At 65.4% G+C, this 24135-nt stretch carries 23 protein-coding genes; 16 read left to right on the plus strand and 7 right to left on the minus strand.

Annotation, left to right across the window (positions count from 1 at the left end):
• Window position 1: 1 nt before the first annotated feature.
• From U5775_RS34910 to U5775_RS34920, 3 genes are read left to right on the plus strand one after another with little or no spacing between them, the layout of a single operon-like run.
• Complete coding sequence (locus U5775_RS34910; protein WP_322062689.1) at window positions 2-1006, plus strand: branched-chain amino acid ABC transporter permease; 1005 nt, start codon at window positions 2-4, stop codon at window positions 1004-1006.
• Entirely contained in the window at window positions 1003-1761 is a 759-nt protein-coding gene (locus tag U5775_RS34915; protein WP_322062690.1) for an ABC transporter ATP-binding protein, read from the plus strand. The genes U5775_RS34910 and U5775_RS34915 overlap by 4 nt, the downstream gene beginning before the upstream one ends.
• The gene (locus tag U5775_RS34920; protein WP_322062691.1) at window positions 1745-2515 is read left to right on the plus strand and encodes an ATP-binding cassette domain-containing protein; all 771 of its coding nucleotides are present in this window, start codon (window positions 1745-1747) and stop codon (window positions 2513-2515) included. The genes U5775_RS34915 and U5775_RS34920 overlap by 17 nt, the downstream gene beginning before the upstream one ends.
• Here U5775_RS34920 and U5775_RS34925 read toward each other — a convergent pair.
• Entirely contained in the window at window positions 2475-3986 is a 1512-nt protein-coding gene (locus U5775_RS34925; protein WP_322062692.1) for an aldehyde dehydrogenase, read from the minus strand. The two genes, U5775_RS34920 and U5775_RS34925, sit on opposite strands and share 41 nt — an antisense overlap.
• Before the next feature lie 286 nt (window positions 3987-4272).
• Between U5775_RS34925 and U5775_RS34930 the strand changes: the two genes are divergently transcribed.
• From U5775_RS34930 to U5775_RS34970, 9 genes are all read left to right on the plus strand, one after another.
• Complete coding sequence (locus tag U5775_RS34930) at window positions 4273-5427, plus strand: CaiB/BaiF CoA-transferase family protein (RefSeq protein ID WP_322062693.1); 1155 nt, start codon at window positions 4273-4275, stop codon at window positions 5425-5427.
• Window positions 5428-6180: 753 nt separating this feature from the next.
• On the plus strand, window positions 6181-7326 hold the full coding sequence (locus U5775_RS34935) for an acyl-CoA dehydrogenase family protein (RefSeq protein WP_322062694.1): 1146 nt from the start codon (window positions 6181-6183) through the stop codon (window positions 7324-7326).
• An 83-nt stretch (window positions 7327-7409) separates the two neighbouring features.
• The gene (locus U5775_RS34940; RefSeq protein WP_322062695.1) at window positions 7410-7907 is read left to right on the plus strand and encodes a MaoC/PaaZ C-terminal domain-containing protein; all 498 of its coding nucleotides are present in this window, start codon (window positions 7410-7412) and stop codon (window positions 7905-7907) included.
• Between the two features lie 11 nt (window positions 7908-7918).
• Window positions 7919-9130, plus strand: coding sequence for a thiolase family protein (locus tag U5775_RS34945; protein ID WP_322062696.1), 1212 nt, complete (start codon window positions 7919-7921; stop codon window positions 9128-9130).
• A 20-nt stretch (window positions 9131-9150) separates the two neighbouring features.
• Window positions 9151-9564, plus strand: coding sequence for a Zn-ribbon domain-containing OB-fold protein (locus U5775_RS34950; RefSeq protein ID WP_322062697.1), 414 nt, complete (start codon window positions 9151-9153; stop codon window positions 9562-9564).
• Between the two features lie 73 nt (window positions 9565-9637).
• Entirely contained in the window at window positions 9638-10846 is a 1209-nt protein-coding gene (locus U5775_RS34955; protein ID WP_322062698.1) for a CoA transferase, read from the plus strand.
• Window positions 10847-10868: 22 nt separating this feature from the next.
• Window positions 10869-12029, plus strand: a complete 1161-nt coding sequence (locus U5775_RS34960; RefSeq protein ID WP_322062699.1) for a CoA transferase — start codon at window positions 10869-10871, stop codon at window positions 12027-12029.
• Between the two features lie 125 nt (window positions 12030-12154).
• A complete protein-coding gene (locus U5775_RS34965) occupies window positions 12155-13084 on the plus strand; it encodes a LysR family transcriptional regulator (RefSeq protein ID WP_322062700.1) in 930 nt (309 codons plus the stop codon).
• Between the two features lie 183 nt (window positions 13085-13267).
• Window positions 13268-13846 (plus strand): DUF2889 domain-containing protein, encoded by a 579-nt coding sequence (locus U5775_RS34970; RefSeq protein WP_322062701.1) that lies wholly within the window; start codon window positions 13268-13270, stop codon window positions 13844-13846.
• Here U5775_RS34970 and U5775_RS34975 read toward each other — a convergent pair.
• From U5775_RS34975 to U5775_RS34995, 5 genes are all read right to left on the minus strand, one after another.
• Window positions 13825-14550, minus strand: coding sequence for a GMC family oxidoreductase (locus U5775_RS34975; protein ID WP_415913724.1), 726 nt, complete (start codon window positions 14548-14550; stop codon window positions 13825-13827). The two genes, U5775_RS34970 and U5775_RS34975, sit on opposite strands and share 22 nt — an antisense overlap.
• A 195-nt stretch (window positions 14551-14745) precedes the next feature.
• Complete coding sequence (locus tag U5775_RS34980; RefSeq protein ID WP_322062702.1) at window positions 14746-15972, minus strand: ABC transporter substrate-binding protein; 1227 nt, start codon at window positions 15970-15972, stop codon at window positions 14746-14748.
• Between the two features lie 179 nt (window positions 15973-16151).
• Window positions 16152-17063: an alpha/beta hydrolase gene (locus U5775_RS34985; protein WP_322062703.1), complete on the minus strand. Its 912-nt coding sequence runs from the start codon at window positions 17061-17063 to the stop codon at window positions 16152-16154.
• Window positions 17064-17262: 199 nt separating this feature from the next.
• Window positions 17263-18081 carry an SDR family NAD(P)-dependent oxidoreductase gene (locus tag U5775_RS34990; RefSeq protein ID WP_322062704.1) on the minus strand — a complete coding sequence of 273 codons (819 nt, stop codon included), beginning with the start codon at window positions 18079-18081 and terminating at the stop codon, window positions 17263-17265.
• Window positions 18082-18123: 42 nt separating this feature from the next.
• Window positions 18124-19563, minus strand: a complete 1440-nt coding sequence (locus tag U5775_RS34995; RefSeq protein WP_322062705.1) for an MmgE/PrpD family protein — start codon at window positions 19561-19563, stop codon at window positions 18124-18126.
• Between the two features lie 326 nt (window positions 19564-19889).
• Between U5775_RS34995 and U5775_RS35000 the strand changes: the two genes are divergently transcribed.
• A complete protein-coding gene (locus U5775_RS35000) occupies window positions 19890-20303 on the plus strand; it encodes an SgcJ/EcaC family oxidoreductase (RefSeq protein ID WP_322062706.1) in 414 nt (137 codons plus the stop codon).
• A 27-nt stretch (window positions 20304-20330) separates the two neighbouring features.
• Here the strand turns inward: U5775_RS35000 and U5775_RS35005 are convergent, their stop codons facing one another.
• Window positions 20331-21230 (minus strand): alpha/beta hydrolase, encoded by a 900-nt coding sequence (locus tag U5775_RS35005; RefSeq protein WP_322062707.1) that lies wholly within the window; start codon window positions 21228-21230, stop codon window positions 20331-20333.
• Window positions 21231-21528: 298 nt separating this feature from the next.
• Between U5775_RS35005 and U5775_RS35010 the strand changes: the two genes are divergently transcribed.
• The 3 genes from U5775_RS35010 (at window position 21529) to U5775_RS35020 (ending at window position 24112) form a co-directional block, all read left to right on the plus strand.
• Window positions 21529-22134 carry a TetR/AcrR family transcriptional regulator gene (locus tag U5775_RS35010; RefSeq protein WP_322062711.1) on the plus strand — a complete coding sequence of 202 codons (606 nt, stop codon included), beginning with the start codon at window positions 21529-21531 and terminating at the stop codon, window positions 22132-22134.
• Between the two features lie 317 nt (window positions 22135-22451).
• Window positions 22452-22814 carry a hypothetical protein gene (locus U5775_RS35015; protein WP_322062708.1) on the plus strand — a complete coding sequence of 121 codons (363 nt, stop codon included), beginning with the start codon at window positions 22452-22454 and terminating at the stop codon, window positions 22812-22814.
• A 116-nt stretch (window positions 22815-22930) separates the two neighbouring features.
• On the plus strand, window positions 22931-24112 hold the full coding sequence (locus tag U5775_RS35020; RefSeq protein ID WP_322062709.1) for an aromatic ring-hydroxylating oxygenase subunit alpha: 1182 nt from the start codon (window positions 22931-22933) through the stop codon (window positions 24110-24112).
• Window positions 24113-24135: the final 23 nt, after the last annotated feature.

Raw genomic sequence — 24135 nt, forward strand, 5'->3', positions numbered from 1 at the left:
CATGAAGCAGTGCACCGCAAAGACCGTTCTGGCGGCGTTGCTCGCGGCCGGCGCGCTATGTCTGCTCCCTTATGTGGTCCCGGCGGCGATTGCAGCGGCGTACCTGCCCGAAGCGACGCGCCTCGTGATCCTGGCCGGCACGGCGATGAGCCTGAATCTGCTGGTGGGCACCACGGGCCTGCTCTCGCTTGGGCAGGGTCTGTTCTTCGGGCTGGGCGCCTATGTCGTTGCGATCGCAACAATACGCTATGGCTTGTCGTACTGGAGCGGCGTGGCGCTCGCGCTCGTCCTCTCCGTGCCGGTTTCGTTGCTGAGCGCGCTGATTTCGCTGCGCGCGCGCCATCTGTTCTTCGGCCTGCTCACGCTGGCCATCGGCCAGGTCGCCTTCGTGTTCGTCGTGTCGAGCTACAACCTCACGGGCGGCGACGACGGGCTCGTAGGCGTGACGTTGCCCGACTGGCTTGGCAGCGGAGCGGCGCAGTTCCGCTTCGCGGCGCTCGTGACCGTCGCGGCCTGTCTCGTACTCCTGAAGATCACTTCGTCGCCGTTCGGTGCGATGCTCGGCGCCGTGCGCGACAATGCCGACCGCGTCGCGTCGCTGGGCGGCAATCCCAAGCGCTTCGAGCTGGCCGCCTTCGTGATCGCGGGCGCGTTCGGCGCGCTGTTCGGCGCCGTGTTGGCGGGCGTGGAGGGCAGTGTCGATCCCCATCTGTTTTCGTGGGTCACGAGCGCGATGCTGCTCATGATGATCGCGCTGGGCGGCCGCTCGGTCTTTCTCGGGCCCGTGCTCGGCACGCTGGTGCTGGAGATTCCGCGCGCCTACGTGCAGGTCCATTCGTCGAATGCGGACCTCGTGGTTGGCGCGCTCGTGATTTTTTGCGCGCTGGTGTTTCCTGAAGGCATTGCGCCGAAGCTCGCCGCGCTGCTGGCCGCGCCGCTGCGGGCGCGACGCTGTGTGGCGGGCGCGGCGGCTTCGTCGCAGCGCGGCGTGGAGGGGCAGCCATGAACGCTCGTGTCGAACTGGCGCTCGAAGCGTCGAACCTCGTCAAGTCGTTTGGGGGCTTCACGGCCGTCAACGGCGTGTCGTTTTCCATCGGCCCGGCCGAGGCCGTGGCGATCATCGGTCCCAACGGCGCGGGCAAGAGCACGCTGTTCGACCTGCTCACCGGACGCAAGCTGCCCGATAGCGGCCAGGTGCGCGTGTTCGGCGCGCCCGTCACGCGGCAGCCGCCGTGGCGGCGCGCGAAGCACGGCATCGGCCGCTCGTTTCAGGTGAGCAGCGTGTTTCCCGGCTACACGGCGCTAGAAAACGTGCAGATCGGGCTGATGCTGGCGCAGGGGCGTGCATGGAATCTGTTGCGGCCGGCCACGCGCACGAGCCGCGACGAAGCGAACGTCCTGCTCGAAAAGGTGGGCCTCGCGGGCAAGCGCGAGGTGCTGTCCGGCGAGCTTTCGTATGGCGACCAGCGCAAGCTCGAACTGGCCGTGGCGCTCTCGACGGGCCCGCGGCTCCTGCTGCTCGACGAGCCGACGGCCGGCATGGGACGCGATGAGTCGCGCGACTGCCTGAGCCTGATCTACGCGATTGCCGCGCAAGAAAAGATGCCGATGGTGTTCGTCGAGCACGACATGGATATCGTATTTTCGTTTGCAACCCGCGTGATGGTGCTGGTGGCCGGGAGCGTGCTGATCGACGGCACGCCGGACGCGGTGCGCTCGGACGAGCGCGTGAAGGAGGCCTATTTTGGAGAAGCGATCTGACGAAGCGCTGCGCGTTGCAGGACTCGACGCGGGCTACGGCCGCGTGAAGGTGATACGCGACGGCGCGATTACGGTGGGGCACGGCGAGGTGGTCGGGCTGATCGGGCGCAACGGCGCGGGCAAGACGACCTTCATCTCGTCGGTCGCGGGACTCGTGATGCCGAGCGCGGGGCGCATCGCGCTGGACGGCGTCGATATCGCCACGCTCTCGCCGAGCAAGCGCGTGGCGGCGGGTCTCGCGCTCGTGCCCAGCGGCGGGCGCCTGTTCCGCTCGCTCACGGTGGCCGAGAACCTGACCATCGGCGTGAAGACGCCCGCGCCTGGCCAGCTCGAAGGCGTGTTCGATCTTTTCCCCGAGCTGCACAAGCTGCGGCTGCGCTATGCGGGGAAACTCTCCGGCGGCGAGCGCCAGATGGTCGCGATCGCGCGCGCGCTGATGCTCGAGCCGCGCCTGCTGCTGCTCGACGAGCCCAGCGAAGGGCTCGCGCCCGTGGTGGTGCTGCGGCTCGCGAAGGCGATCGACAAGCTGCGCGCGGACGGCATGGCCATGCTGATCGCCGAGCAGAACGCGAAGTTCGCGGACCTGATTTGCCAGCGCTGGTATTCGATCGACAAGGGGACGATCGCGCCGCTGGGGAAAGAGCCGCTCGGGTTAGAGGCTTCGGTGGCGACAGCAGCGTCCGCATGTTCTGCGCCACCGCCGCCCGATGCGCTCAGCTTGCGTAAAGATTCGGGAACTGCCCGGTTGTGCTGATGACAGTGGTGCGGGTCTCGAGGTACGGGTCGAGCGCATCGATACCGTTCTCGCGGCCCCAGCCGCTCGTCTTGAACCCGCCATAGGGTGTGGACCAGCGCAGGAACGAGTAGGTGTTGACCCAGACCATGCCGGCTTCGATGCGGTTCGAGACGCGGTGGGCGCGTCCCACGTCGCGCGTCCACAGGCCCGCGGTGAGGCCATAGGGCGTGTCGTTCGCGAGCGCGATGGCCTCGTCCTCGCCATCGAACGGAATCAGCGAGGCCACCGGCCCGAAGATCTCGTCGCGCGCGATGCGCATGCTATTGTTCACGCCCGCGAAGACGGTTGGTTCTACGAAGTATCCAGCGGCGAGCTCGGGCGTCGCGATGCGATGCCCGCCCGCGATGAGTTCCGCGCCATCCTCCTTGCCGAACCCGATGTACGAGAGCGTCTTGTTCAACTGGTCCTCGTGCGCCTGCGGGCCCATATGATTCGTGTCGACGGAAGGCAGGCCCACGCGCACCGCACGCGCGCGCGAGCGGAACGCCTCGACCACGCGCTCGTAGATGGGCCGCTCGACCAGCACGCGCGAGCCCAGCGCACAGCTTTGCCCCGTGAGCCGCCACGCGGACGCCGTTGCCGCGTTGATCGCGTTGTCGAGATCGGCGTCGGCGAAGAGGATGTGCGGGGCCTTGCCGCCCAGCTCGAAGGTGAAGCGCTTGAGATTGTCGGCGCCGTCGCGGACCATGTGCTTCGCGGTCTGGGTCGAGCCCGTGAACGAAATCTTGTTGACGTCGGGATGCTGGACGAGATGCGCGCCGGCCGTGCGGCCGAAGCCGGGCACCACGTTGAACACGCCGCGCGGGACGCCGGCCTCGTGCATCAAGCGGGCGAGCTCCAGCGCCGAGACGGGTGTCTGCTCGGCGGCCTTGACCACGACCGTGCAACCGGCCGCGAGCGCGGCGCCGATCTTCAGGCAGGTCGCGAGCAGCGGCGCATTCCACGGAATGATCGCGCCCACCACGCCCACGGGCACGCGCGTGGTGAAGGCGTGCACGCTGTCGTCGATGGGGATCGTCGTGCCTTGCGCCTTGTCCGCGAGCGAGGCGAACCATTGATACCACTGAACCTGCGCCGTGAGGCTCGCGCGATGCTCGCGCACGAGATTGCCGTTGTCGCGCGATTCGATGACGGCGAGCTCGGGAATCGCCGCGCTGAACAGGTCGGCGAAACGGCGCAGCAGCGCCGCTCGCTCGTGGCCCGGCATGCGCCGCCACGGACCATTGAACGCGGCGCGCGCGGCTGCCACGGCGCGGTCGATGTCGGCGCGGCCGCCCATCGGCGCGATGGCCCACGGCTTGCCCGTGGCCGGATCGATGCTTTCGACGAGCTCGCCGTCGATGGGGCTGACCCATTCGCCGTCGATATAGAGGTGTTCGTAGCGGCGCAGCGGCGCGTCGTGCTGCGCGCTCACAGGGGCGATGGACATGCGTGTCTCCAGTGTCGGTGTTGGGTGTCGTGCGGGACAGAGGCGCGGCGCCGGCCTGGATTGCTGCGGCGCGCCGCGCGCGGCCCTTCGCAAGCTGAACACTATGCCCTTGCCCCATGGGGCGTCCATGCCACTGCGCGATTCGTTCCGGAATCTGAAAACGCGGGCATGCCGCAAGCGGGGCCGCGCGATTCGGCGGTATCGAAGCGGCGCTTCGATTTTTCGCCATTGGTCGCGAGCGGCCCGCACAGTAAGCTGAAATGCCATTATCAGGAGACTTGTGACCATGCCCGAAACCCAAGGCCCGCTGGCCGGTGTCCGGATCGTCGAACTGGGCGGCGTCGGCCCGGTGCCGTTCTGCTGCATGCTGTTGTCGGACCTCGGCGCCGACGTGATCCGTATCGATCGCCCGCCCGGCTACGACGGCGGTGTATCGGGCGATCCGCGTTTCAATCTGCTCAACCGCGGCCGGCGTAGCGCGGCGCTCGACCTCAAGCAGCCCGATGCCGCGGCCGCGGTCCTGAAGCTGGTCGCGAAAGCCGACGCGCTGGTCGAGGGTTTTCGGCCTGGCGTCGCGGAGAAGCTGGGCCTTGGGCCCGAGGCCTGTCTCGCGGCGAATCCCGCGCTGGTCTATGGCCGCATGACGGGCTGGGGGCAGGACGGCCCGCTCGCCCAGGCGCCGGGGCACGACGTCAATTACATCTCGCTGACGGGGGTGCTCCATGCGATCGGGCCGGCCGGGGGGGCGCCTGCCATTCCGCTCAATCTCGCCGGTGATTTTGGCGGCGGCTCGCTTTATCTGGCGCTCGGAGTGGTATCGGCGATTCTCGAGAGCCGGCGCTCGGGCAAGGGGCAGGTGGTCGACGCGGCGATGGTCGATGGTTCGGCCTCGCTGATGACGCTGTGCTATGGGATGCTCGCGAGCGGCTACTGGAAGGACCAGCGCGGCAGCAACCGGCTCGATTCGGGGGCGCCCTGGTACAACGTGTATGAGACCAGGGATGGACGCTGGCTCAGCGTGGGCTCGAACGAAGCGCGGTTCTGGCGCAATACGCTGGAGTTGCTGGGGCTCGAGGAGGCCGATATGCCCGATCAGCATGATGCGTCGCGCTGGCCTGAGGTGCATGAGCGGTTTGCGGCGATCTTTCGTACGCGTACGCGGGATGAGTGGTGTGCGTTGGCTGAGGGGCGCGAGGTTTGCTTTGCGCCGGTGCTCTCGATGACGGAAGCGCCTGCGCATCCGCATTTGCGGGCGCGGGGGACGTTTGTTGAGAGGGATGGGGTTGTGCAGCCTGCACCGGCGCCGCGGTTTAGTCGTACGCCTGGGGCGATTCAGAGGTCGCCTGCACAGCCCGGTGAGCATACGGAGGAAGTGCTGCGCGATTGGGGTTTTAGTGCCGAAGAGCTTGGTGCCTTGCGGGAGGGGCGGGTGGTTGTTTGAGTTTTTTTTGGGCGCTGCCGATGTTTATGCGTTTCCTTGTGTTCGTGTCGGTATGCCTGGGTTGCCCCTGTGCGGGGCGGCACCTACTTTCTTTGCGGCGGCAAAGAAAGTAGGCAAAGAAAGCCGCTCAAACCGCCAGTGTGACGAAGTCCGCAAACAGCCGTTTAGGGGGAATGGTATAGGAGCATCCGTCATTTCGCACCACCAAACAAAGTGACAAGGCACTCGCACATCCGGCGGCGCTGCGCGCGCCGTGGGGCATAACCGAACACCAGTGGGGCGCATGCGCGGTCGTGTGTGCAGATAGTACCCCTGGTTTTCCCTTGCAGACCCGACCGCTGCGCGCGTAGCGAGCAGCGGGATGAATGAGTCCTTTGTCACTGAGTGGTATGGCGCGAGATGGCAGACGCTCCGGAACCGCTCCGGCGGAAGGCGAGTGGAGTACTGCGTCACACTAGCGGTGTGAGCCGCTTTCTTTTGCTTACTTTTCTTTGCGGCTGCAAAGAAAAGTAAGTGCCGCCCCGCACAGGGGCAACCCTGGCATACCGACACGAAACCAAGGAAACGCGCAAAGCGCGGGAAAAATCCACCAAAAAACTAAGGACCCCAAACAACAAAAAATCAACCTTCGAAAAATCCGAATCACCGCTTCAAATTTAACCAGTTGGATCAAGAAACGCCCGGCCCTAATCTACACCCAGTGATGCCCGACCCAAAGAACGAGGCAAAACCCATCAACTGGAGCGAAGACAAATGCAAGCGAATTTTCTGGATGAATCGCAGACGATGTGGCTCGACACCGTCAACCGTTTCATGGACAACGAGATCACCGTCGAGTACGTGCGCCAGTGCGACATGAATCGCGACTACCCGTACGAGGCCTACGAAAAGATTGCGAAGCAGGGCTGGCTCGGCATCCTGATTCCCGAGGAAGCGGGCGGTTCGGGCGGCGATATTTTCGACTACTCGCTGATGGCCGAAGGTCTGGGCAAGTTCGGTTTCGACTTCGCGTGCTCGGTGCTCGTGCCGACTTTCACTGCGATGAACATCATCAAGTTCGGCACGCCGGAGCAAAAGAAAAAATACGTGCAGCCGTTCATCGACGGCAAGATCCGCTTCTCGGTGTCGATCTCGGAGCCCGATGCGGGTTCGGATGCCGCGAACACGAAGACGCGCGCTCGCCGTGACAGCAATGGCGACTGGATCGTGAGCGGCCAGAAGCTCTGGTGCAGCGGCGCGGCGGCGAAGGACACTGTGATCGCGATGCTCGTGCGCACGAGCACCGACGACAAGCACAAGGGTCTCTCGGTCCTGCTGATCCCCAACGATACGCCGGGCATGGTCATCAACAAGCTGCCGACGCTCTCGCGTCACGCCACGGGCACGACCGAGATTTTCCTCGACGAAGTGCGCGTACCGGGCGATGCGCTGCTCGGCGAAGAAGGTCAGGGCTGGAAGATCATCACGGAGCATCTGGAGCTCGAACGCTGCGCCGTCGCCGCCGCCTATACGGGCAATGCGCAGCAGGCCGTCAACACGGCCACGCGCTATGCGCACGAGCGCATCCAGTTCGATCATCAGCTCTACGACTTCCAGGTCATTCGCCACATGCTGGCCGATTGCCAGACCAAGGTCGATGCCGCGCGCCTGCTTTGCTATCGCGCTGCGCAGATGGCCGCGAATCACGTGCCGTGCAGCCGCGAAGTTTCGATGGCCAAGCTCTATGGCTCGGAAACGCTCAAGGAATGCGCGCTCGCGGGCATGCAGATCCTGGGCGGCTACGCGAACCTGCCCGAGGCCGACATGGAGCGCTATCTGCGCGAAAGCATCCAGTCGACCATCGGCGGCGGCACTTCGCAGATCCAGCGCACGATCATCGCGAAGTCGATGCGTCAGTAAGGGCGCACGCGTCACGCAGGGACACCAATGCGGGGCGGCTGGGTATCGCCGTCCCGTCCACGAAATTTTCTGGAGACAGGGCAATGAGCGTAGTTAACAACAGCATCAACATCCCGCTGGACGAACTGGAGATCGGCCACAAGTTCCGCTCGCCGGGCCGCACGGTGACCGAAAGCGATGTCGTGATGTTCTGCATGTTCACGGGTAACTGGATCGAAATCCACTCGAACAAGGAATACGCCGAGAAGACCCGCTGGGGCGAGCGCATCGTGCAAGGCATGCTGACGTTCTCGCTGATCTCGGGCCTGCTGCAGTTCGGTCCCGCGATCCAGGCGAACTACGGCGTGGACAAGATGCGCTTCCTGAACCCCGTGAAGATCGGCGACACGGTCTACGCGAGCGCCGAGGTGATCGCGAAGAAGGACAAGGACGAGAAGTTCGGCGTAGGCACGATGCTGATCCAGGCGTACAACCAGCGCGGCGAGATCGTGCAGCGCAGCGAATGGAGCCTCTTGATGCTGCGCCGCCGCGCGGACCTCGAGGCGCTGATCGCCGAAGCGCAGCCCGACTTCAAGGCCTGAGGAGCATCGGCATGAGTCCCCAACCCGTAGCGGCCATCGTCGGCATGGGCGATGCGTACGCGTCGCTCGCGAACAGGAAGGACCCGTTGCAACTGGCCGCCGAGGCGACGCTTAATGCGCTCGCCGACGCGGGTATTCGCAAGGACCAGGTCGACGCGGTGTTCACGGGCCGTTCGCCGTGGGCCGACAAGCGCTCGCAGTGGAGCAACATCTTCATCTCGCACATGCAGATGCCGGTGAAGATCACGAGCGAGCTGACGATGCACGGCGCCGGGCTGACCTCGACGCTGGCGATCGCCGCGCAGATGATCGCGGCCGGCCAGGCCGAATACGTGCTTTGCCTGCAGAGCGACGCGACCGAGCTGTTCGTCGACGCGGTCGCGATGGGCGCGGAGGCCGACGCCGATCCGCAGTTCGAGATTCCCTATGGTCCGACGATTCCGGCGCTCTACGCGCAGGCCGCGCACCGCTACTTCCACGAGTTCGGCATCACCGAAGCCGATCTCGCCGATGTCGCCGTCGCGAACCAGCGCTGGGGCCGCCATCATCCGCACGCGGCGAAGGCGAAGTTCGGCGAGATCGACCGCGCGAAGGTGCTCTCGTCGCCCTATGTGGCCACGCCGCTGCGCCGCTGGATGTGCTCCACGTGGGGCGGCGGCACGGGCGGCGCGCTCGTCGTCACGTCGCCCGAGAACGCGCGTGGCGCACGCAATCCCGTCTATCTGATGGGCTATGGTTCGGCGACCACGCACGAGTACTTGACCGACCGCATGAACATGCGGGGGTGCCGCTACGAAAGCCTTGGCGCGTTCCCGAACCTGACCACGACGGCGACCGCGGAAGCGGCGCGCCAGGCCTGGGCGATGTCGGGCCTGAGCCCCGCCGATATCAATATGGCGCAGATCTCGGTCAACTTCGCGCACATGGGGCCGATGGTGATGGAGGATCTGGGCTTCGCGAAGAAGGGGCACGGCATCGACCTCTATCGCGAGGGCCGCACCGGCGTGGACGGCGACCTGCCCACCGACACCAACGGCGGCTGGCTGTCGTTCGGACAGCCAGGCATTTCGTGCAACATGGACAGCATCGTCGAGGCGGTGCGCCAGTTGCGCGGCGAGCCGCTGGGCCTCGCGCCCGCGCGTCGTCCGCGCACCGTGCTCGTGCAGGGCGCGGGCGGGATGCTGGCCGCCGGTGCGGTGCTGCTGCTGTCGTCCGCGACGTGATATCCGATTGAGAGCATTCCATGACAGACACTCATACGCTCAACGGCTGGCCGCAGCCGTATCGCCTGCCCGATGCCGAGCCCTACTGGGCCGCGCTGGCCGAAGACCGGCTCACGTACCAGCACTGCAACGACTGCGCCCAGGCCGTCTGGCCCGCCCATTCGTTCTGCACGCACTGCGGCTCGCGCTCGCTCGACTGGCGGCAGTCGGCTGGCCGCGGCAAGGTCTGGTCGTACAGCACGGTCATGCGCGGCCCGACGCCGGTATGGGCCGCCATCGTGCCGTACACGGTCGGCTTCATCCAGATGGACGAAGGCTATTTCCTGTTTTCGCAGATCGACGCCGATCCGGATACCATCGAGATCGGCCAGCGCGTGGCGGTGCGCATCGTGCAGCGCGGCGAGCAGAAGCTGCCGATATTCGTGCCGGCATAGCGGCAAGAATAGAGCCCAAACAAAGGAGACATCGTGAGACACATTCAAGGGGCACGCCCCGGCGGGAGGCATCATGGCCGGACCGCTTGAAGGCGTGCGCATTCTCGATCTCACGTCCAATTTCATGGGCCCGTATGCCTCGCTGCTGCTGGCCGACATGGGCGCGGACGTCTGCAAGATCGAATCGCGCGAGGGCGACACGACGCGCAATATCGGCCCGTCGCGCCATCCGGGCATGGGGCCGATCTTTCTGCATCTGAATCGCAACAAGCGCAGCCTCGTGCTCGACCTCAAGCATCCGGACGGTATCGGCGCGCTCAGGCGCATGGCGGCAAGCGCCGACGTCCTGCTGTACAGCATGCGTGCGCACACGATGGCGAAGCTCGGCATCGCCTACGAGGACGTGCGGCACCTGAACCCGCGCATCATCTATTGCGGGGCGTTCGGCTTCGGCCAGAACGGGCCTTATGCGACGCGTCCCGCCTATGACGACCTGATCCAGGCGGCGGTCGGCATGCCGGTGCTGCAAAGCCGCAAGTCGGGTCCGCCCGATTACGTTGCGACGGCGGTTGCCGATCGCGTCGTCGGCATGGCTACCAGCAATGCGGTGGCGATGGCGCTGTACCGGCGCGAGAAGAGCGGCGTGGGCCAGCAGGTATTCGTGCCGATGCTGGAGACGTTCGCGCATTTCGTGCTCGGCGATCATCTGTACGGCCATACCTTCGTGCCGCCGCTTGGCGACTGGGGCTACGCGCGCATGATGAATCCCGACCGCCGGCCTTATCGCACGCGCGACGGCTATATCGGCGTCAACGTGTATGCCGATCATCACTGGCGGCGCTTCTTCGTGCTCTCGGGGCATCCGGAGATGGCCGACGATGCGCGCTTCGCGACCATAGGCGGACGCACCGAGCATATCGCGCATCTATACGCGTTTCTCGCGCAGGTGTTCGAAACGAAGACCACGGCCGAATGGGTCGCGCTGCTGAGCGAAGCGGACATTCCCGTGATCGAAATGAATACGCCGGCCACGCTGATCGACGATCCGCACATGAAGGCGGTGGGCTTCTTCGCCGAGCAGGAGCATCCCTCCGAGGGCACGATCCGGACGCTAGGGATTCCTCAGCAATGGAGCGAGAGCGCGCCGGAGCTGCGCTATCCGGCGCCGCGCCTCGGCGAACAGACGGCGCAGCTACTGGCGGAATACGGCTTCGGCCAGAACGAGATTGACGCGATGATCCACTCGGGCGGCGCATGGACGCCCGCTGCGAACGCCGCGTGATTAACAAGCAAGGGAGATAACCATGTTGCGCGATTTGCCGTTGGCCGGTGTCGTGGTGGTGGAACTGAGCGATAGCGCGTCGGCGCCGTTCAGCGGGCGCATCCTCGCGGCGCTGGGCGCCGAGGTCTGGAAGATCGAGCGGCCGTCGGGCGATTCGGCGCGTGGCTGGGGGCCGAGCAAGTGGAAGGGCAGCGGCGCGGCGTATCACGCGCTCAATCGCGGCAAGCGCACGATCTGCCTCGACATCAAGGACCGCGATCAGCTCGCGACGCTGCACCAGTTGATCGCCGAGCACGCCGATGTGTTCATCCACAATCTCCGGCCCGGCTCCAGCGCGGGCTATGGACTCGACGCGGACAGCCTGCGCGTGACGAAGCCAGAGCTCGTTTATTGCGAGGTGGGCGCGTTCGGCCACGTGGGGCCGATGAATACGCTGCCCGGCTACGATCCGCTCATGCAGGCGTTCTCGGGGATCATGAGCATCACCGGCGAGGAGGGCCAGGCGCCCGCGCGCGCGGGCGTGTCGATCGTCGACTTCGGCACCGGCATGTGGGCCGTGATCGGCATTCTGTCCGCGCTGTATCGCCGGCAAGTGAAGCATTGCGGCGCGACCGTGAACAGCTCGCTGCTGGAGACGGCGATTGCGTGGATGTCGGTCGGCATCGCGAACTTCAGCGCGGACGGCGAGGAAGGCAGCCGGCACGGCTCGGGCGTGGCTTTCATCGTGCCGCATCGCGCGTATGGCGCGGCCGACGGCTATCTGATCGTGAGCGCGGCCAACGACGCGCTGTTCGCGAAGCTTTGCGCGGCGCTCGATCACCCCGAGTGGGCCACCGACGATCGCTTCGCCACCAATGCCGGACGGCTCAAGAACCGCGTGGAAATCGACCGCCTGATTGGCGAGCGCCTCGCGAGCGGCACGCGCGAAGCCTGGCAGGCGCGGCTCCAGGCGGCCGGCATTCCCGTCGCGCCGATCCAGACCACGGCCGAGGTGGTCGGGCACGAGCAGACGCGCGCGCTCGGCATCATCGAAACGCCGCCCGACGACGAGATCGGCCTCGTGGGCCTGCCGCTCTCGTTCGACGGCAAGCGGCCGCCGCCGCTGCATGCCGCGCGCGAGATCGGTGCCGACAACGACCGGCTCGAAAGCCTGCTGAAATTGCCCCGGCAGACGGCACAATAGGCACAAAGCGCGGCCGCACCAGGCGAGCCACGGAGCGCCACGCACGGGCGGACGGTGTACGATAAACCGGTTCCGCCCGTGTGGCGTTGCGTAGAAGGGTAAAAAGGGCGGGCAAGAGAGGAGACATGAGCACCTTCAACCGGCTGCATCTGATCCGGCAGGTTGATCTGTTTACGCTGAAACTATTCGTTTCGGCGGTGGAGGAACAACAGATCGGCCTTGCCGCCATTCGCGAGAACATTGCCGCCTCCACGGCGACCAAACGTATTCAGGACCTCGAAGATATTGCCGGCATCAAGCTGCTCGAGCGCGGCCCCAAAGGCGTCGTGCCGAGCCCCGCGGGCGCCGTGCTGGTGCGCTACATCCGGCGCATCTTCGAGAATCTCGACGACATGCGCGCCGAGGTCGCGTCGTTTACCGAGGGCATGCGCGGCGAGCTCGCGATTGCGTCGGCGCGCACGATCATCGTGCCGTTCATCGCGCGCGAACTGGGCGACTTCAAGCGTGAATATCCGCTGGTCGATCTCGTGGTGCGCGAGATCGAGAACGCCGACATCGTGCATGCGGTTGCGCGCGGCGAGGTCGACGTGGGCGTGTTCGCGGCTGCGCACGAGCTCGATCTGGGCGGCGTGGACGTGACGCCGTACCGGACCGACCGCCTGATCGCCGTGGTGCCGCAGGGGCATCGGTTAAGCGCCCGCGCGAGCGTCTCGTTCGCCGACCTGCTGCCCGAGAACATCATCGCCGTCAATGCGATGCAGAGCGCGCTGCAGGTCGCGGCGCGGCGCCTGGGCGCCGAGTTCGCACCGCCTTATACCGTGAGCAGCGCCGGTGTTGCGGTGAGTCTCGTGGAAGCGGGGATGGGCGTGTCCATTCAGCCCGAATCGTTCGTGAGCCATGAATTGTTTGGCCGCGTCGCGGTGCTGGAATTCGCCGAGCCGTGGGCCGTGAGGCACATTCATATCGCGACCGCGCGCGGGCGCGAGGTCAATCCCATTGCGTCGGCGCTGATCCGCCAACTGCTGGACCGGCCGCGCGAGGGCGCGGCGGCCTGAGCGTGGCCGTGGTTCGAAGCCAGCGGAATTCCAGGGTACGGAACGGCGCGGCTGCGCAAATTGACGGGCGCTCGCGCGCGACTCATTCTGACCAGATACCGGGTGCCCGAGCCAATACGGTCTGGCGCTTGTGCTGGCGCTCGCTCATGCGTAGCGCCGCAAAAATACGCGAAAGGGAAGAGCATGACTGAAGCACCCATACCGGACTCGACGGACGATGTAACCCGCGAGCCTATCCATACCCGCAATATCCACTTCGACGGCTTCCGGCGCAGCGACGGCCTGTTCGAGATCGTCGGCCAGCTTGCCGACCGCAAGCCACACGAATTTACGCCGCCTGGCGGCGTGCGCGTGGTGCCGCCGAACGAGCCTGTTCATGACATGGGCGTGCGGGTCGTCTTCGACATCGACATGGTTATTCGCGCCGTGTTCACCACCATGCGCTCGTATCCGTATCGCGAGTGCTCGGGCGGCGGCGACTCGTTGCAGGCGCTCGTGGGGCTGCGCATCGGCGCGGGCTGGAACGGCGAAGTCCGCAAGCGCCTGCCCACCGGAGAGACCTGCACGCACCTGCGCGAGATCCTGATTCCGCTGGCCACGGCGGCGATTCAGGCCGTCAATCCGCTGCGCTCGCAGGTGCTGCTGGAGGCCACCGACGCGGACGGCAAGCCGCTCAAGATCGATAGCTGCTATGCCTATGGCGCCTCGCGCGAACTCGTTTTGCGGCGCTGGCCGGCATTTCATCGTCCGGCCGGGTCGTGATTGCAGTGCCCGTTGCCGGGCGGCTTGCGTATCAGTACACGACGGAGTGCGCGACGGCGCGGGCGGCCACCGTATCGGCGCGAATCATGTCGGCGCCTTTCTCGCCGATCATGATGCAGGCCGCGTTGGTGTTGCCCGCCACGATGCGCGGCATGATCGAGGCATCGACCACGCGCCGCGCGCCGCGCGCCACGCACGCGCGGAATGCCGACGCGTTGCGCGGCCGCGATGAAATCGTCGGCCGTCGGGTGCGTGATCGCCGCGTCGCTCACATGGAGCGGACCGTTGCCGCCGTGCCACGCATCGGCGCCGCGTTGATTGGTTTCGGAGCGCATGAAATACGGCAGCACGTCGGCCCAGCCCCAGCCTTCGTTGCCGAGCGCGGCCCAGTGGTCGAAGTCGGGCGGCTGGCCGCGCATATAGATCATGCCGTTGATCGAACTGCTGCCGCCCAGGCCTTTCCCGCGCGGCCAGTACACCTTGCGGCCGCCGAGCGTGGGCACCGGCTCGGTATCGAAGGCCCAGTTAAAGCGCTTGTCCATGAACAGCTTGCCCGCGCCCGCGGGCGTGCGGACCCAGAAGTTGTTCATGTCCGGACCGGCCTCGACGAGCAGCACCCGCACGGCGGGGTCCTCGGAGAGGCGGCTCGCGACGACGCAGCCCGACGAGCCGGCGCCCACTACGATGTAGTCGTAGATTTCCATTGAACGCGTTGTCCTGTTCTGATCCCGCCAGCGGCGGGATGAATGCAGTTGTTATGACGTTGTGATGACGCGTCGTCAGGGTAGGCGCACGGCGTTGCCGCGCCAACTGAGCATTTACGAAGCACGGCTTCGGACATTTCGAAGCCGGCCGCGCGAGCATGCCGCCTTGGGATTGCGCGGAGTGACGTGCGCCGCTTATTGACGCGCGGCGTCGACGATGGCCTTCGACGGCAGCGTCGCGCTCGCGGGCACCACTTCGTCGACATCGAGAATGGGCTGCCCGTACTGCGCGCTCTTCGCGATCTTGCCGATGTAGACGGGCACGCTCGCCTCGTGATCGTCCTGACCGAAACGCAGCTTGCCGCGCAGCGTATCGAAGGAATTCGTTGTGAGCGCATGCATCACGGCGTCGGGGCTCGTCGAGCGTGCGGCGGCCACGGCCTGGGCCCAGGTCGTCACGCAGTCATAGGCCACGCTGGTCCAGTCGGACGGATAGCTGCCCGTGCGCGCCTTGAACTGTTCGACGAACGCCTTGCCTTGCGGGGTTTTTTCGATCTCGTTGAACGGCGCGTACTGATAGCCTTCGGTGCCGATGGGCGCGTCGTTGCCGAGATTCTTCAGCGTGGTCGCGTCGAGCACCGTCATGAAGTGGTTGTCGATCTGCTTGAAGAAGCCCACGGCGTTGGCCTGCTTCGAGAACGTGACCAGATCGGCGCCGTAGATCTGCGCCCACACATAGTCGGGTTTGGCCGCGAGAATCTTGTTGATGCTGGCCGTGTAGTCGATCGCGCCGAGCTTCGGATATTCCTCGACCACGATCTGGGCCTGCGGATTGAGCGCCTTCATGAGCGTCTTGAAGCGCTCGGCGGCCGAGCGTCCGCCCGCGTAGTCGGGCACGAGCAGCGCATAGCGCTTGTAGGGCTGTTTGGCGAGGCGCGCGGTGACGGCGCGCATCAGCATGTAGGTGGTGGGCGCCATCGAGAACACATAGGGCTGATAGTCCTTCATCGTGATCTCTTCGGCCGCGGAAACGGCGACGCACATCGGCACCTTGAACTTGGCCGACACCATCTTGCTCACGGCGAGCGTGCTGCCCGACGAGATCGGCGAAAGCAGCAGCGAAGCGCCCGACTGCACGAGCGCGCTGGCCTGCGTGATCGCGCGCTGCGGGTTGGTGCCGTTGTCCTGCTGGTCGAAGGTCACGGGTTGGCCGAGCACGCCGCCATGCTGGTTGATGTTGTCGAGCGCGAACTGGACGCCCGCGAGCGACTGCTGGCCGAGCGACGATGCGGGGCCGCTCAGATCGAGCGACGCGACGATTTTCGCGGGCGGGGTGGCGAGCGCATCGACGCTCGCGAGGCAGCACGACAGCGCCAGCAGCGCGGAGGCGAGCGGCGTGCGCACGAGGGGGAGGGATCTCATTGACGTGTCTCCAGTGTGTGGTGTTTGTCCAGCCGTTGTACTGCGCCGGCATCGACCTGCACAAGCACGTGGCCGTGAAGGTTCCGTGCTTTGGAAACGCGGGAGAGGTGGGCTTTAAATTCGGTATGCTAACTGTAAACGCCGACGAATCTGGAATGCTTCGGCGCGGCGTGTCTCTGTCAAGCGCAGGCCTTCGCGCGCTGCGAATGCAGCCCCGCCGCATTCGCATGCCGCAGCAGAAAGCGCAGCACAGTATCGCCGAACGCGTCGTTCTGGTCGCCTGCGATCGTGTGCCCGGCGTCGCGCACGTTCACGTATTCCGCGTGCGGGCACAGGCGCAGAAACGCCCGCGCGCCCGCTTCGCTGACGACCTCCGAGCTTTGGCCGCGCACGAGCAGCGTGGGCAGGCTCAGGTTGCGCGCACAGGTCGAGAGGCGCGACTCGCGGCGCGCGAGATCGCGCGGCCAGGCGGCGAAGCCGGGGTCCCAGTGCCAGTGGTATCGCCCGTCGTCGCCGCAGCGCACGCTCCGCATCAGGCCTTCCGCGCTCGACGGCTGCGCCCGCAAGCGTTGTAACGCGGCATCGACTTCGTCGAGTGCGGTAAAGCCGTCGGGCCGTTGCCGCATGAACGATTGCAGCCGCGTGACGGCCGCGCTCTCCGTTTGCGGCGCGATGTTGACGAGCACGAGCGCGTGCGCATTCAGATAACGCTCGCCCACGGCGAGCAGGCTCGTGCTGCCGCCCATGCCCGCTCCCACGAGCACCGGCGCGCGCCCGTCGAGCGTGGCCGCGACGCATTCGAGGTCGCGGACCATCGCACCCTGGCTATAGTTGCAGACGGGCGACCAGTCGGAGTCGCCATGTCCTCGCGCGTCGAAGGCGATCGCATGGAAGCCCGCCGCGGCCAGCGCCTGGGCCGTCCGGCTCCAGGCGTGACGGGTCTGGCCGCTGCCGTGCAGCAGGATTACGGGCGTGCCTTCCGGGTCGCCCCAGACGTCGCCGGCGAGGCGGGTGCCGTCCGCGCTTGTCCATACGCGCGTGGGGGCGGGCGTGTCGCGCACGCGCGCCGGGGTTTGCGTCAAAGTCGTCACGATCGAACCTGTCTTGCGCTACGGGCATTTCCCTATGGATGGGTGGGTTTCCGCGATGCGGCGTTGAGTTCGCGGCGCGGAACGCTCAGGCATACGTTCCGCGCATGGCCGGATGGCGTCAATGCCGGCAGCCCACGCGTTCCGTACTCCGAAAGAGCGGGCTGACGATGGCGATGGCGTCAATCGTTTGGCCGCTGCCTTACTTGCCCATCGGCTTGGCGAACATCATGTGCGACATGCCGCCGTCGCACGCTATGGCCTGGGCGGTGATATAGCCGGCCGCGGGCGACGCGAGATACACGATGAGGTCGGCCACTTCCTCGGGCTGGCCCACGCGGCTCATCGGCAGCATCGTGGCGAGCTGGTCGAGGAGTTCCTGCGGCACCGACCCGCGCGCCATGGGCGTGTCGATGACGCCGGGCAGCACCACGTTCACGCGCACGCCATACGCCGCCCACTCGTGCGCCATCTGGCGGCTCAGCGTGATGAGCGCGGCCTTGCTCGGCCCATAGGCGCCGCCCTGCGAATAGCCGTGCACGCCGGCCAGCGAGGCGGTGTTCACGATGGCCGCGTGCGGGCTCTCTTTCAGCCAGGGCAGCGCGCTGCGCGCGACCATGAGCGCGCCGTCCACGTTGACCTGGAAGCCGGCGCGCCATTGGTCCAGCGAAACGTCCTCCAGCATCGCCGGGCGAACCAGCGCGGCGGTGTTGATGACCACGTCGAGCTTGCCGAACTTCCGGATCGTCCGGTCGATCGCGGCGTCGATGTCGGCCTGTTTCGAAACGTCGAGGCCGACCGAAATCGCCTGACCGCCCTGGCTCGCAATCTCGGCCGCGACGCGTTCGGCCTCGCCGGCACGCAGATCCGCGACGACGACCGCGCCGCCGTTCGCGGCGAACGCCTTCGCGCTTGCCTCGCCCATGCCGCTGCCGGCGCCCACGACGAGGGCGGTCAGACCGTTGATGCGCGAATGGACCATCCAGTCGCGCGGATGGGTTTTGATGGACTCAGCGTTCACGTCTTGTGTCTCCTGATGGGGGTTGAATGGCCTTTTTTTATTTCATCGACTCGCGTGCGCGTGAGCCTCCGGACCGAGCATACGCATGAGCGCCGCGACATTGCCAAGGCTTTCCAGATGGAAAACGGCATCGATCACATCGTCGATGCGCGCGGGGGACAGCACGTCCTCCGTGTTGCGGCGGAATTTGGCGGCAAGCTCGTCATTGGTCATGAAGCTCGACGACTCCGGCGAAGGACTGCCCTTCGGATAGCGCCGCTCGCCGATGAAGGTCTCGCCGCGCGCCTGAACCTCGATCTTCGCGGGACGGCTCGCAGCGTGACCGCTCAGGAGTGCGACGTAGTCCGGATGCACCTCGTGCGTGACCTTGCCCATCAGGTTCATCACCGAATCGCCGAACACGAGCTCGGGGTCCTGCCAGCCCTTGCCGGGCGGCACGCGGTGCGCGCCGAGCGCGAGCCCATGCGCAATGCTGAACTGCGCGTCGTGAACGTGCGCGATCTCGCGATTGAGCCAGACGGGCTGCTCCACGAAGCCCTCGACCCAGGCCTTGATGCCGTCGATCTCGGCGGGCGCGATATCGTGCTCTTCGACGATCTCGGTGAGGCTGTCGAGCAGCGCATGAAGGATGCGGCAGTGCGGATAGGGCTTGTAGGCCTGCTCGGCGGGAAAGAGCCACTCGGTGCCAAGGTCCGCCGCGATGCGCTCGGGTTCCCAGCGGCGCGTGCCGATGAAGCGGGGGAAGCCGTATTCGCGGTCGTCGAGAATCTGGACGTCGCCGCGATGACCGAATTCGGCCATGTGGGCGGCCGTCATCGCCGTCTGGGTGAGCGCGCCAGCCAGCAGGTACTTGATCGTCGAGCTGGGCGCATGCTGGAACCACGCGACCTGCGAATTCACGGGGGCGATGCTGCCCGCGATGCCGAGCGCGTTGGCGAGCACGTCGCTGGGCAGCGCCTTGAGCTTGACGATGGCCGCTGTCGCGCCGAACACGGTGCTGCTGTAGCCGTAGACGGGCGGCGGCGACACCTTGCCGTCGCGAGTGTCACGCAGATAGTCCATGGCCTTGCCAAGGCGATACGACATTTCGTGCGAGAGTGCGATCGCCTCGATCAGCGCGGTGCCGGACGCGCCGCGTGCCTCGGCGATGGCCAGCGCGCCGGGCAGCACATAGGGCGTGACGTGGCCGGGCGGCACGACCGCGTCCATGTCGAGCGCGTTGATCAGCTCCCCATTGGCGAACGCCGCACCGAAAATCGAGGCTTTCTCTCCCGTGCCCATGATGGTTGCGTCGCCGTTGCCGCCCATCGCGCGCGCATAGTCGATGCCGATGCGGCCTTTGGGCTCGCCCGTGGCGGCCACGGCGCAGCCGATCGAATCGAGCAGGATCCGTTTGCATTCCTCAACGACGGCGGAAGGGATACGGTCGAATTGGGTGTCGGTGGTGAAACGGGCAAGTTGTTCGACTAGGGTGGCGGGCATGGCTCGGTCCTGAGAGATGCAGGTCTGGAAGGCGGCGGGCGACGAGTGGCCGGTTCGGGCGCGGGCAAGGCAAGGCTCACACGCAGCGCGGCCGCCGAAGAGGAAAGTATCGGAATGCTTCAGGCTAACGAATGTTAGTTTTATGGAAGGCACGAGGGATCGCCATGCGTATTAATCCCTATCCGTGGGGAGCAACTGGATTATCTGCATTGCGGGGACGAATTGTATTGAGGGCTAACGGCTGTTAGGATGGTGCGATGGTGTACATCGAGCCGCCGCGGAGGAGACCTGTGGCGGGCTGTCCTGACTGATGAGGAATAGAGCTGATGAATCGAACCACCGATGCGGCCCGCGCGGCGCTGGCCCAGGTACTCGCCGCATGGAACGCGGCTGCGCACCACTGGGATGCGGACCTGTTGACGGCTGTCTATACGGACGACGCGCTGTTCTTCGGCGGACGTCCAGGCCATTCGGTGGGCGCGGGCGCGATTCGCGAGTATTTCGCTTCGTATGAAGACATGATCGAATCGGCCACGCTCGATCTCGTGGAGCAGCACTTCATCCGTCTCGCGGACGACTGCTTTCTTGCCCAGGGCTATGGCGAATTCGCGTTCGTCCTGAGCGGCGACCGGCCTTCGCGCTCGCGTTTGCGCACGACGCTCATCGTCGTGTTGCAGGCAGGTGAATGGAAGATTCGCCAGCACCATTTTTCGACCACGCCGGAGACGCCGCCTATCTAACGCCTGGCGTCGAGCGTCGACACGAGCTCACGTGGCGCACAAGTGACGCGTGAGGAACTCCAGCGCCGCCTCGCCAAACACGTCGTTGCGGTCGCCGGCCACCATGTGCCCGGCCTGCGCGACGTTCACGTATTCCGCATGCGGGCAGAGCTCGAGGAACTCCTGCACGCCCGCCTCGCTGACGACGTCCGAACTGCCGCCGCGCACGAGCAGCGTCGGCGGCGTCAGGTTGCGTGCGCAGGCGCCAAGGCGCGCATGGCGTCCGCGCGGGTCGGTCTGCCCGCTGAGGAATTGCGGATCCCAATGCCAGCGGTAGCGGCCGTCGCCGCTCAGGCGCACGTTTTTCGCGAGGCCTTGCAGATTGCGCGTGCGCGATTGCGAGGGACGATAGCGGCCGATCGCTTCCGCGACTTCATCGAGCGAAGCAAATCCGTCCGGGTTCTGCGCCATGAATGTGCGAATGCGCTCGACACCGGATGGCTCCGTGTACGGCACGATATCGACGAGGATCAGCGCGCTCGCGTCCACCCGTTGCTCGCCGATGGCGACGAGGCTCGTCGCGCCGCCCAGCGATGCCCCGACGAGCGCGGGCGGCCGTGGGTTCCGTATGCCGTTTTCCACGATGCCGTTTTCCACGAGTACGCAGCGCAGATCGGCGGCCAGCGCGTCGAGGCTGTAGTCGCCCTCGGCGCTCCAGTCCGAGTCGCCGTGTCCGCGCGCGTCGTAGGCAATGGCGAAATAGCCGGCCTGGCCGAGCCGCTCGCCCGTGCCGCCCCACGCGTGACGCGTCTGCCCGCCGCCGTGCAGCAGGACGACGGGCGCTCCTGCGGGGCTGCCCCAGGTGTCGCCCGCTAGCCGGACACCGCCCGAACCCTTCCACATGTGCATGGGCTGCGGGGTGCCTGGCAGGCGGCTTGCTGCTTTCATCGGGGGCCTCGTTGGGGGTGGGGGCCGCGCGCGGCGAGCGCGCCGCGGCGTACGGAACGTCGGCTTCGAACTTCGCCCAAGGACCGCGCCATGTCAATGCACACCGGCGTGGGGTTCCGTACAGTGAAAGGCCCGGCTTTTCCGGGGGGAAGAAATACGGTAACCTTCCAAATAATCGTTAGATCAGGCATTGTGCAGCGCACTCCCGCGCGGCGTGCGAAAGACAGGACAGCATAAAAGCTGATAAACCCCAGTGCGAAAGAAAAATGTAAGTCCCAGTGCGGATACCCGAGAGACCCTGTTGCGGCTCGCCGCGCGCTCGTTTGCCACCCAGGGGTATACGGCCACGACCATGCGCCTGATCGCGGATCAGGCCGGCATCGAGGCCGCGAGCATCTATTATCATTTTTCGTCGAAAGAAGAACTCGTCGATGTCGTCATGGAGCACGGCGCGGACAGCATCGTTCAGCACATCAACGAGCACTTCGACGCGCTGCCCGCCAACGCGAATGCCGAAGACCGCCTCCGGGCGGCACTGGTCGGCCAGATGAGCGCACTGATCAAGTTCGGCGACTACGCGCTCGCGCACAATCGCCTGCTGACCCAGTTGCCGGACAAGGTGCGCGAGCGTCAGATCAAGCGGCGCGAGCGGCACCAGCGCATGTGGACGACCGTGTTCGACGATCTGCGCGCGGAAGGTTATCTGCGCGAGGACGTCGATATCGCGCTGGCCCGCGTTTTCGTCTTGGGCTTCATCAATTCGGTGCAGACCTGGTTCGATCCGAAGAAGGGTTCGCTCGAAAAGATCGCCGATCAATTCATCACGATGTTCTTCGAAGGCGCGGCACCCGCGACCAAGCCGCGGCGCAGCGGCCGCAAGAAGGAACTGGCCGCTTCGTCCTGAGCTGGCCGTATTGCGCGTCGCCCGCATCGTTCACCTCGTCGGGCGACGCTCATCCACCTGATTCCCCTTGTCCTCAGTGGCAAAACAGTGACCGCACCGGTCGCCGTATCTCCCCGCGTCGAACGCGTCCCGCATTGAATCCCGCTTCCTCCTGACCCCGCCCCGGCTTGCCGCCGGCGTGGCGTCGCGATCTGCATCCGGGTTAGACCGGATGGAGATAATGCCTCTTGTAAACCAATCTACCGTTCGTTAGGTCCGTCGCAGCGAATTCGTGTGGCGAAGGATCGCGTTTGCAATCAGCCAATCTGGAGGAGCACATGATTCAAGACATTTCCGCCGTTTCGGGCCGTCTGCCCGCAGGCTTCGAAGAACTCGAGCCCTTTCTCGATCACTGGAGCACGGCGACTTCCCACGAGCGCTGGATCCGTCGCGCCAGCACGCCGTACCCGGAAATCGTCAAGTTTTACGAAGCAATGTTCGCGCGCGCGGAAGAGGCGACCACGTACCTGGAGCAATTCCCGCTCGACGACATGCCGGAGCCCGCGCAGAACCTGTTCAAGCTGCTGCTCGCGATGTGTCAGGCCGCGATCGCCGTGGAAATGCATCAGGCGCCGACCATCCGTCATGCACCGCCGCAGCACGCGCTGAAGATCGAAGTGGGTTTCCAGCCGCACGGCTGACCCGCAGGCGCCGCGCGTTTTCAGTTCCCTATTTACGATGTGCCGGAGTTCATATGAATCATCCGTCCGAAATCCAGGCGAGCCTTACCGAATCCGTCGGCCTCTCCACGGAGCCGATGCCCACCTCTCTCTATACCGATCCGGCCCAGTACGAGCGCGAACGCGAGCGCGTTTTCCGCCGCGCGTGGCTGATGGTCGGACGCGTCGAACGCATTCCGAAGCCTGGTGACTTCTTCGTGAAGGACCTCGCGATCTTCAAGGCTTCGGTGATCATTGCCCGCTCGGACGACGGCAAGATCCGCGCGTTTCACAATGTCTGCGCGCACCGCGCGAATATCGTCGAGCATCGCCCGAGCGGCAATGCAAAGCGCTTCGTGTGCCGCTACCACAGCTGGGGCTATAACAACGAGGGCGATCTCGCCCACGTGCCGGACGAAGCGGCCTTCTTCCATCTCGACAAGAAGAAGTGCGGGCTGACGCCGGTCGCCGTGGACGTCTGGGAGGGCTGGATTTTCATCAACATGGCACCGGCGCCCGAAGTCGGCTTGAAGGAATTTCTCGGGCCGGTTACGGATGCGCTGGCCGGTATCGACTATCCGAACCCGGACAATACCATCGTGCTGCGCGGCGAGTTCAAGGCGAACTGGAAGGCCGTTGCCGAGAATTTCAGCGAGATTTATCACATTGCGTCGATTCACCCGAAGACGTTCGGGCCGATCTACACGGGCAAGGCGAATCCGTTCGGACGGCCGCTCAGCGCGAATCTCTATGGCATTCACCGTTCGTTTTCGCTGTGGCTGAATCAGGAGAACCAACCTTCTGAGCAGGCGAAGGTCGTACGCTGGCTTTATTCGGCTGGGCATACGGTTACTGGCACGCGTAAGGGTACGGAAACGAACTCGATCGTCGAGCATAAGGCGGTGAATCCGAAAAAGTTTGCCGAGTGGTCGCAGGACGTTAACTGGTTTTTTCCTAACTGGCATCTGCAGATTTCGGCGAATCAGTTTTGGACTCACGAGTTCTGGCCTACCTCGGCCAATACTACGCTCTGGGAGGCGCGTTTTTATAACAAGAAGCCGGGGTCGGTGCGGGAGCGTCTCCAGCTTGAGCATTTCACCGCGCATATCACTGACGGGATGCTCGAGGATCTCGGTAATATCGAGTCGATGCAGGCTGGGATGGAGACGGGTGCCAAGCCGTTTGTACACTTTAACGAGAGCGAGATTCTGTGCCGTCATGGGTTGGAGCAGGTCGTTAAGTGGACGGCGGCGACGGCTGTGAAGGATGCGTTGGAATAGGCGCGCGGTCGCGGAGGCGTTGC

The organism is Paraburkholderia sp. J63 (genome assembly GCF_905220245.1).
GTDB lineage: Bacteria > Pseudomonadota > Gammaproteobacteria > Burkholderiales > Burkholderiaceae > Paraburkholderia.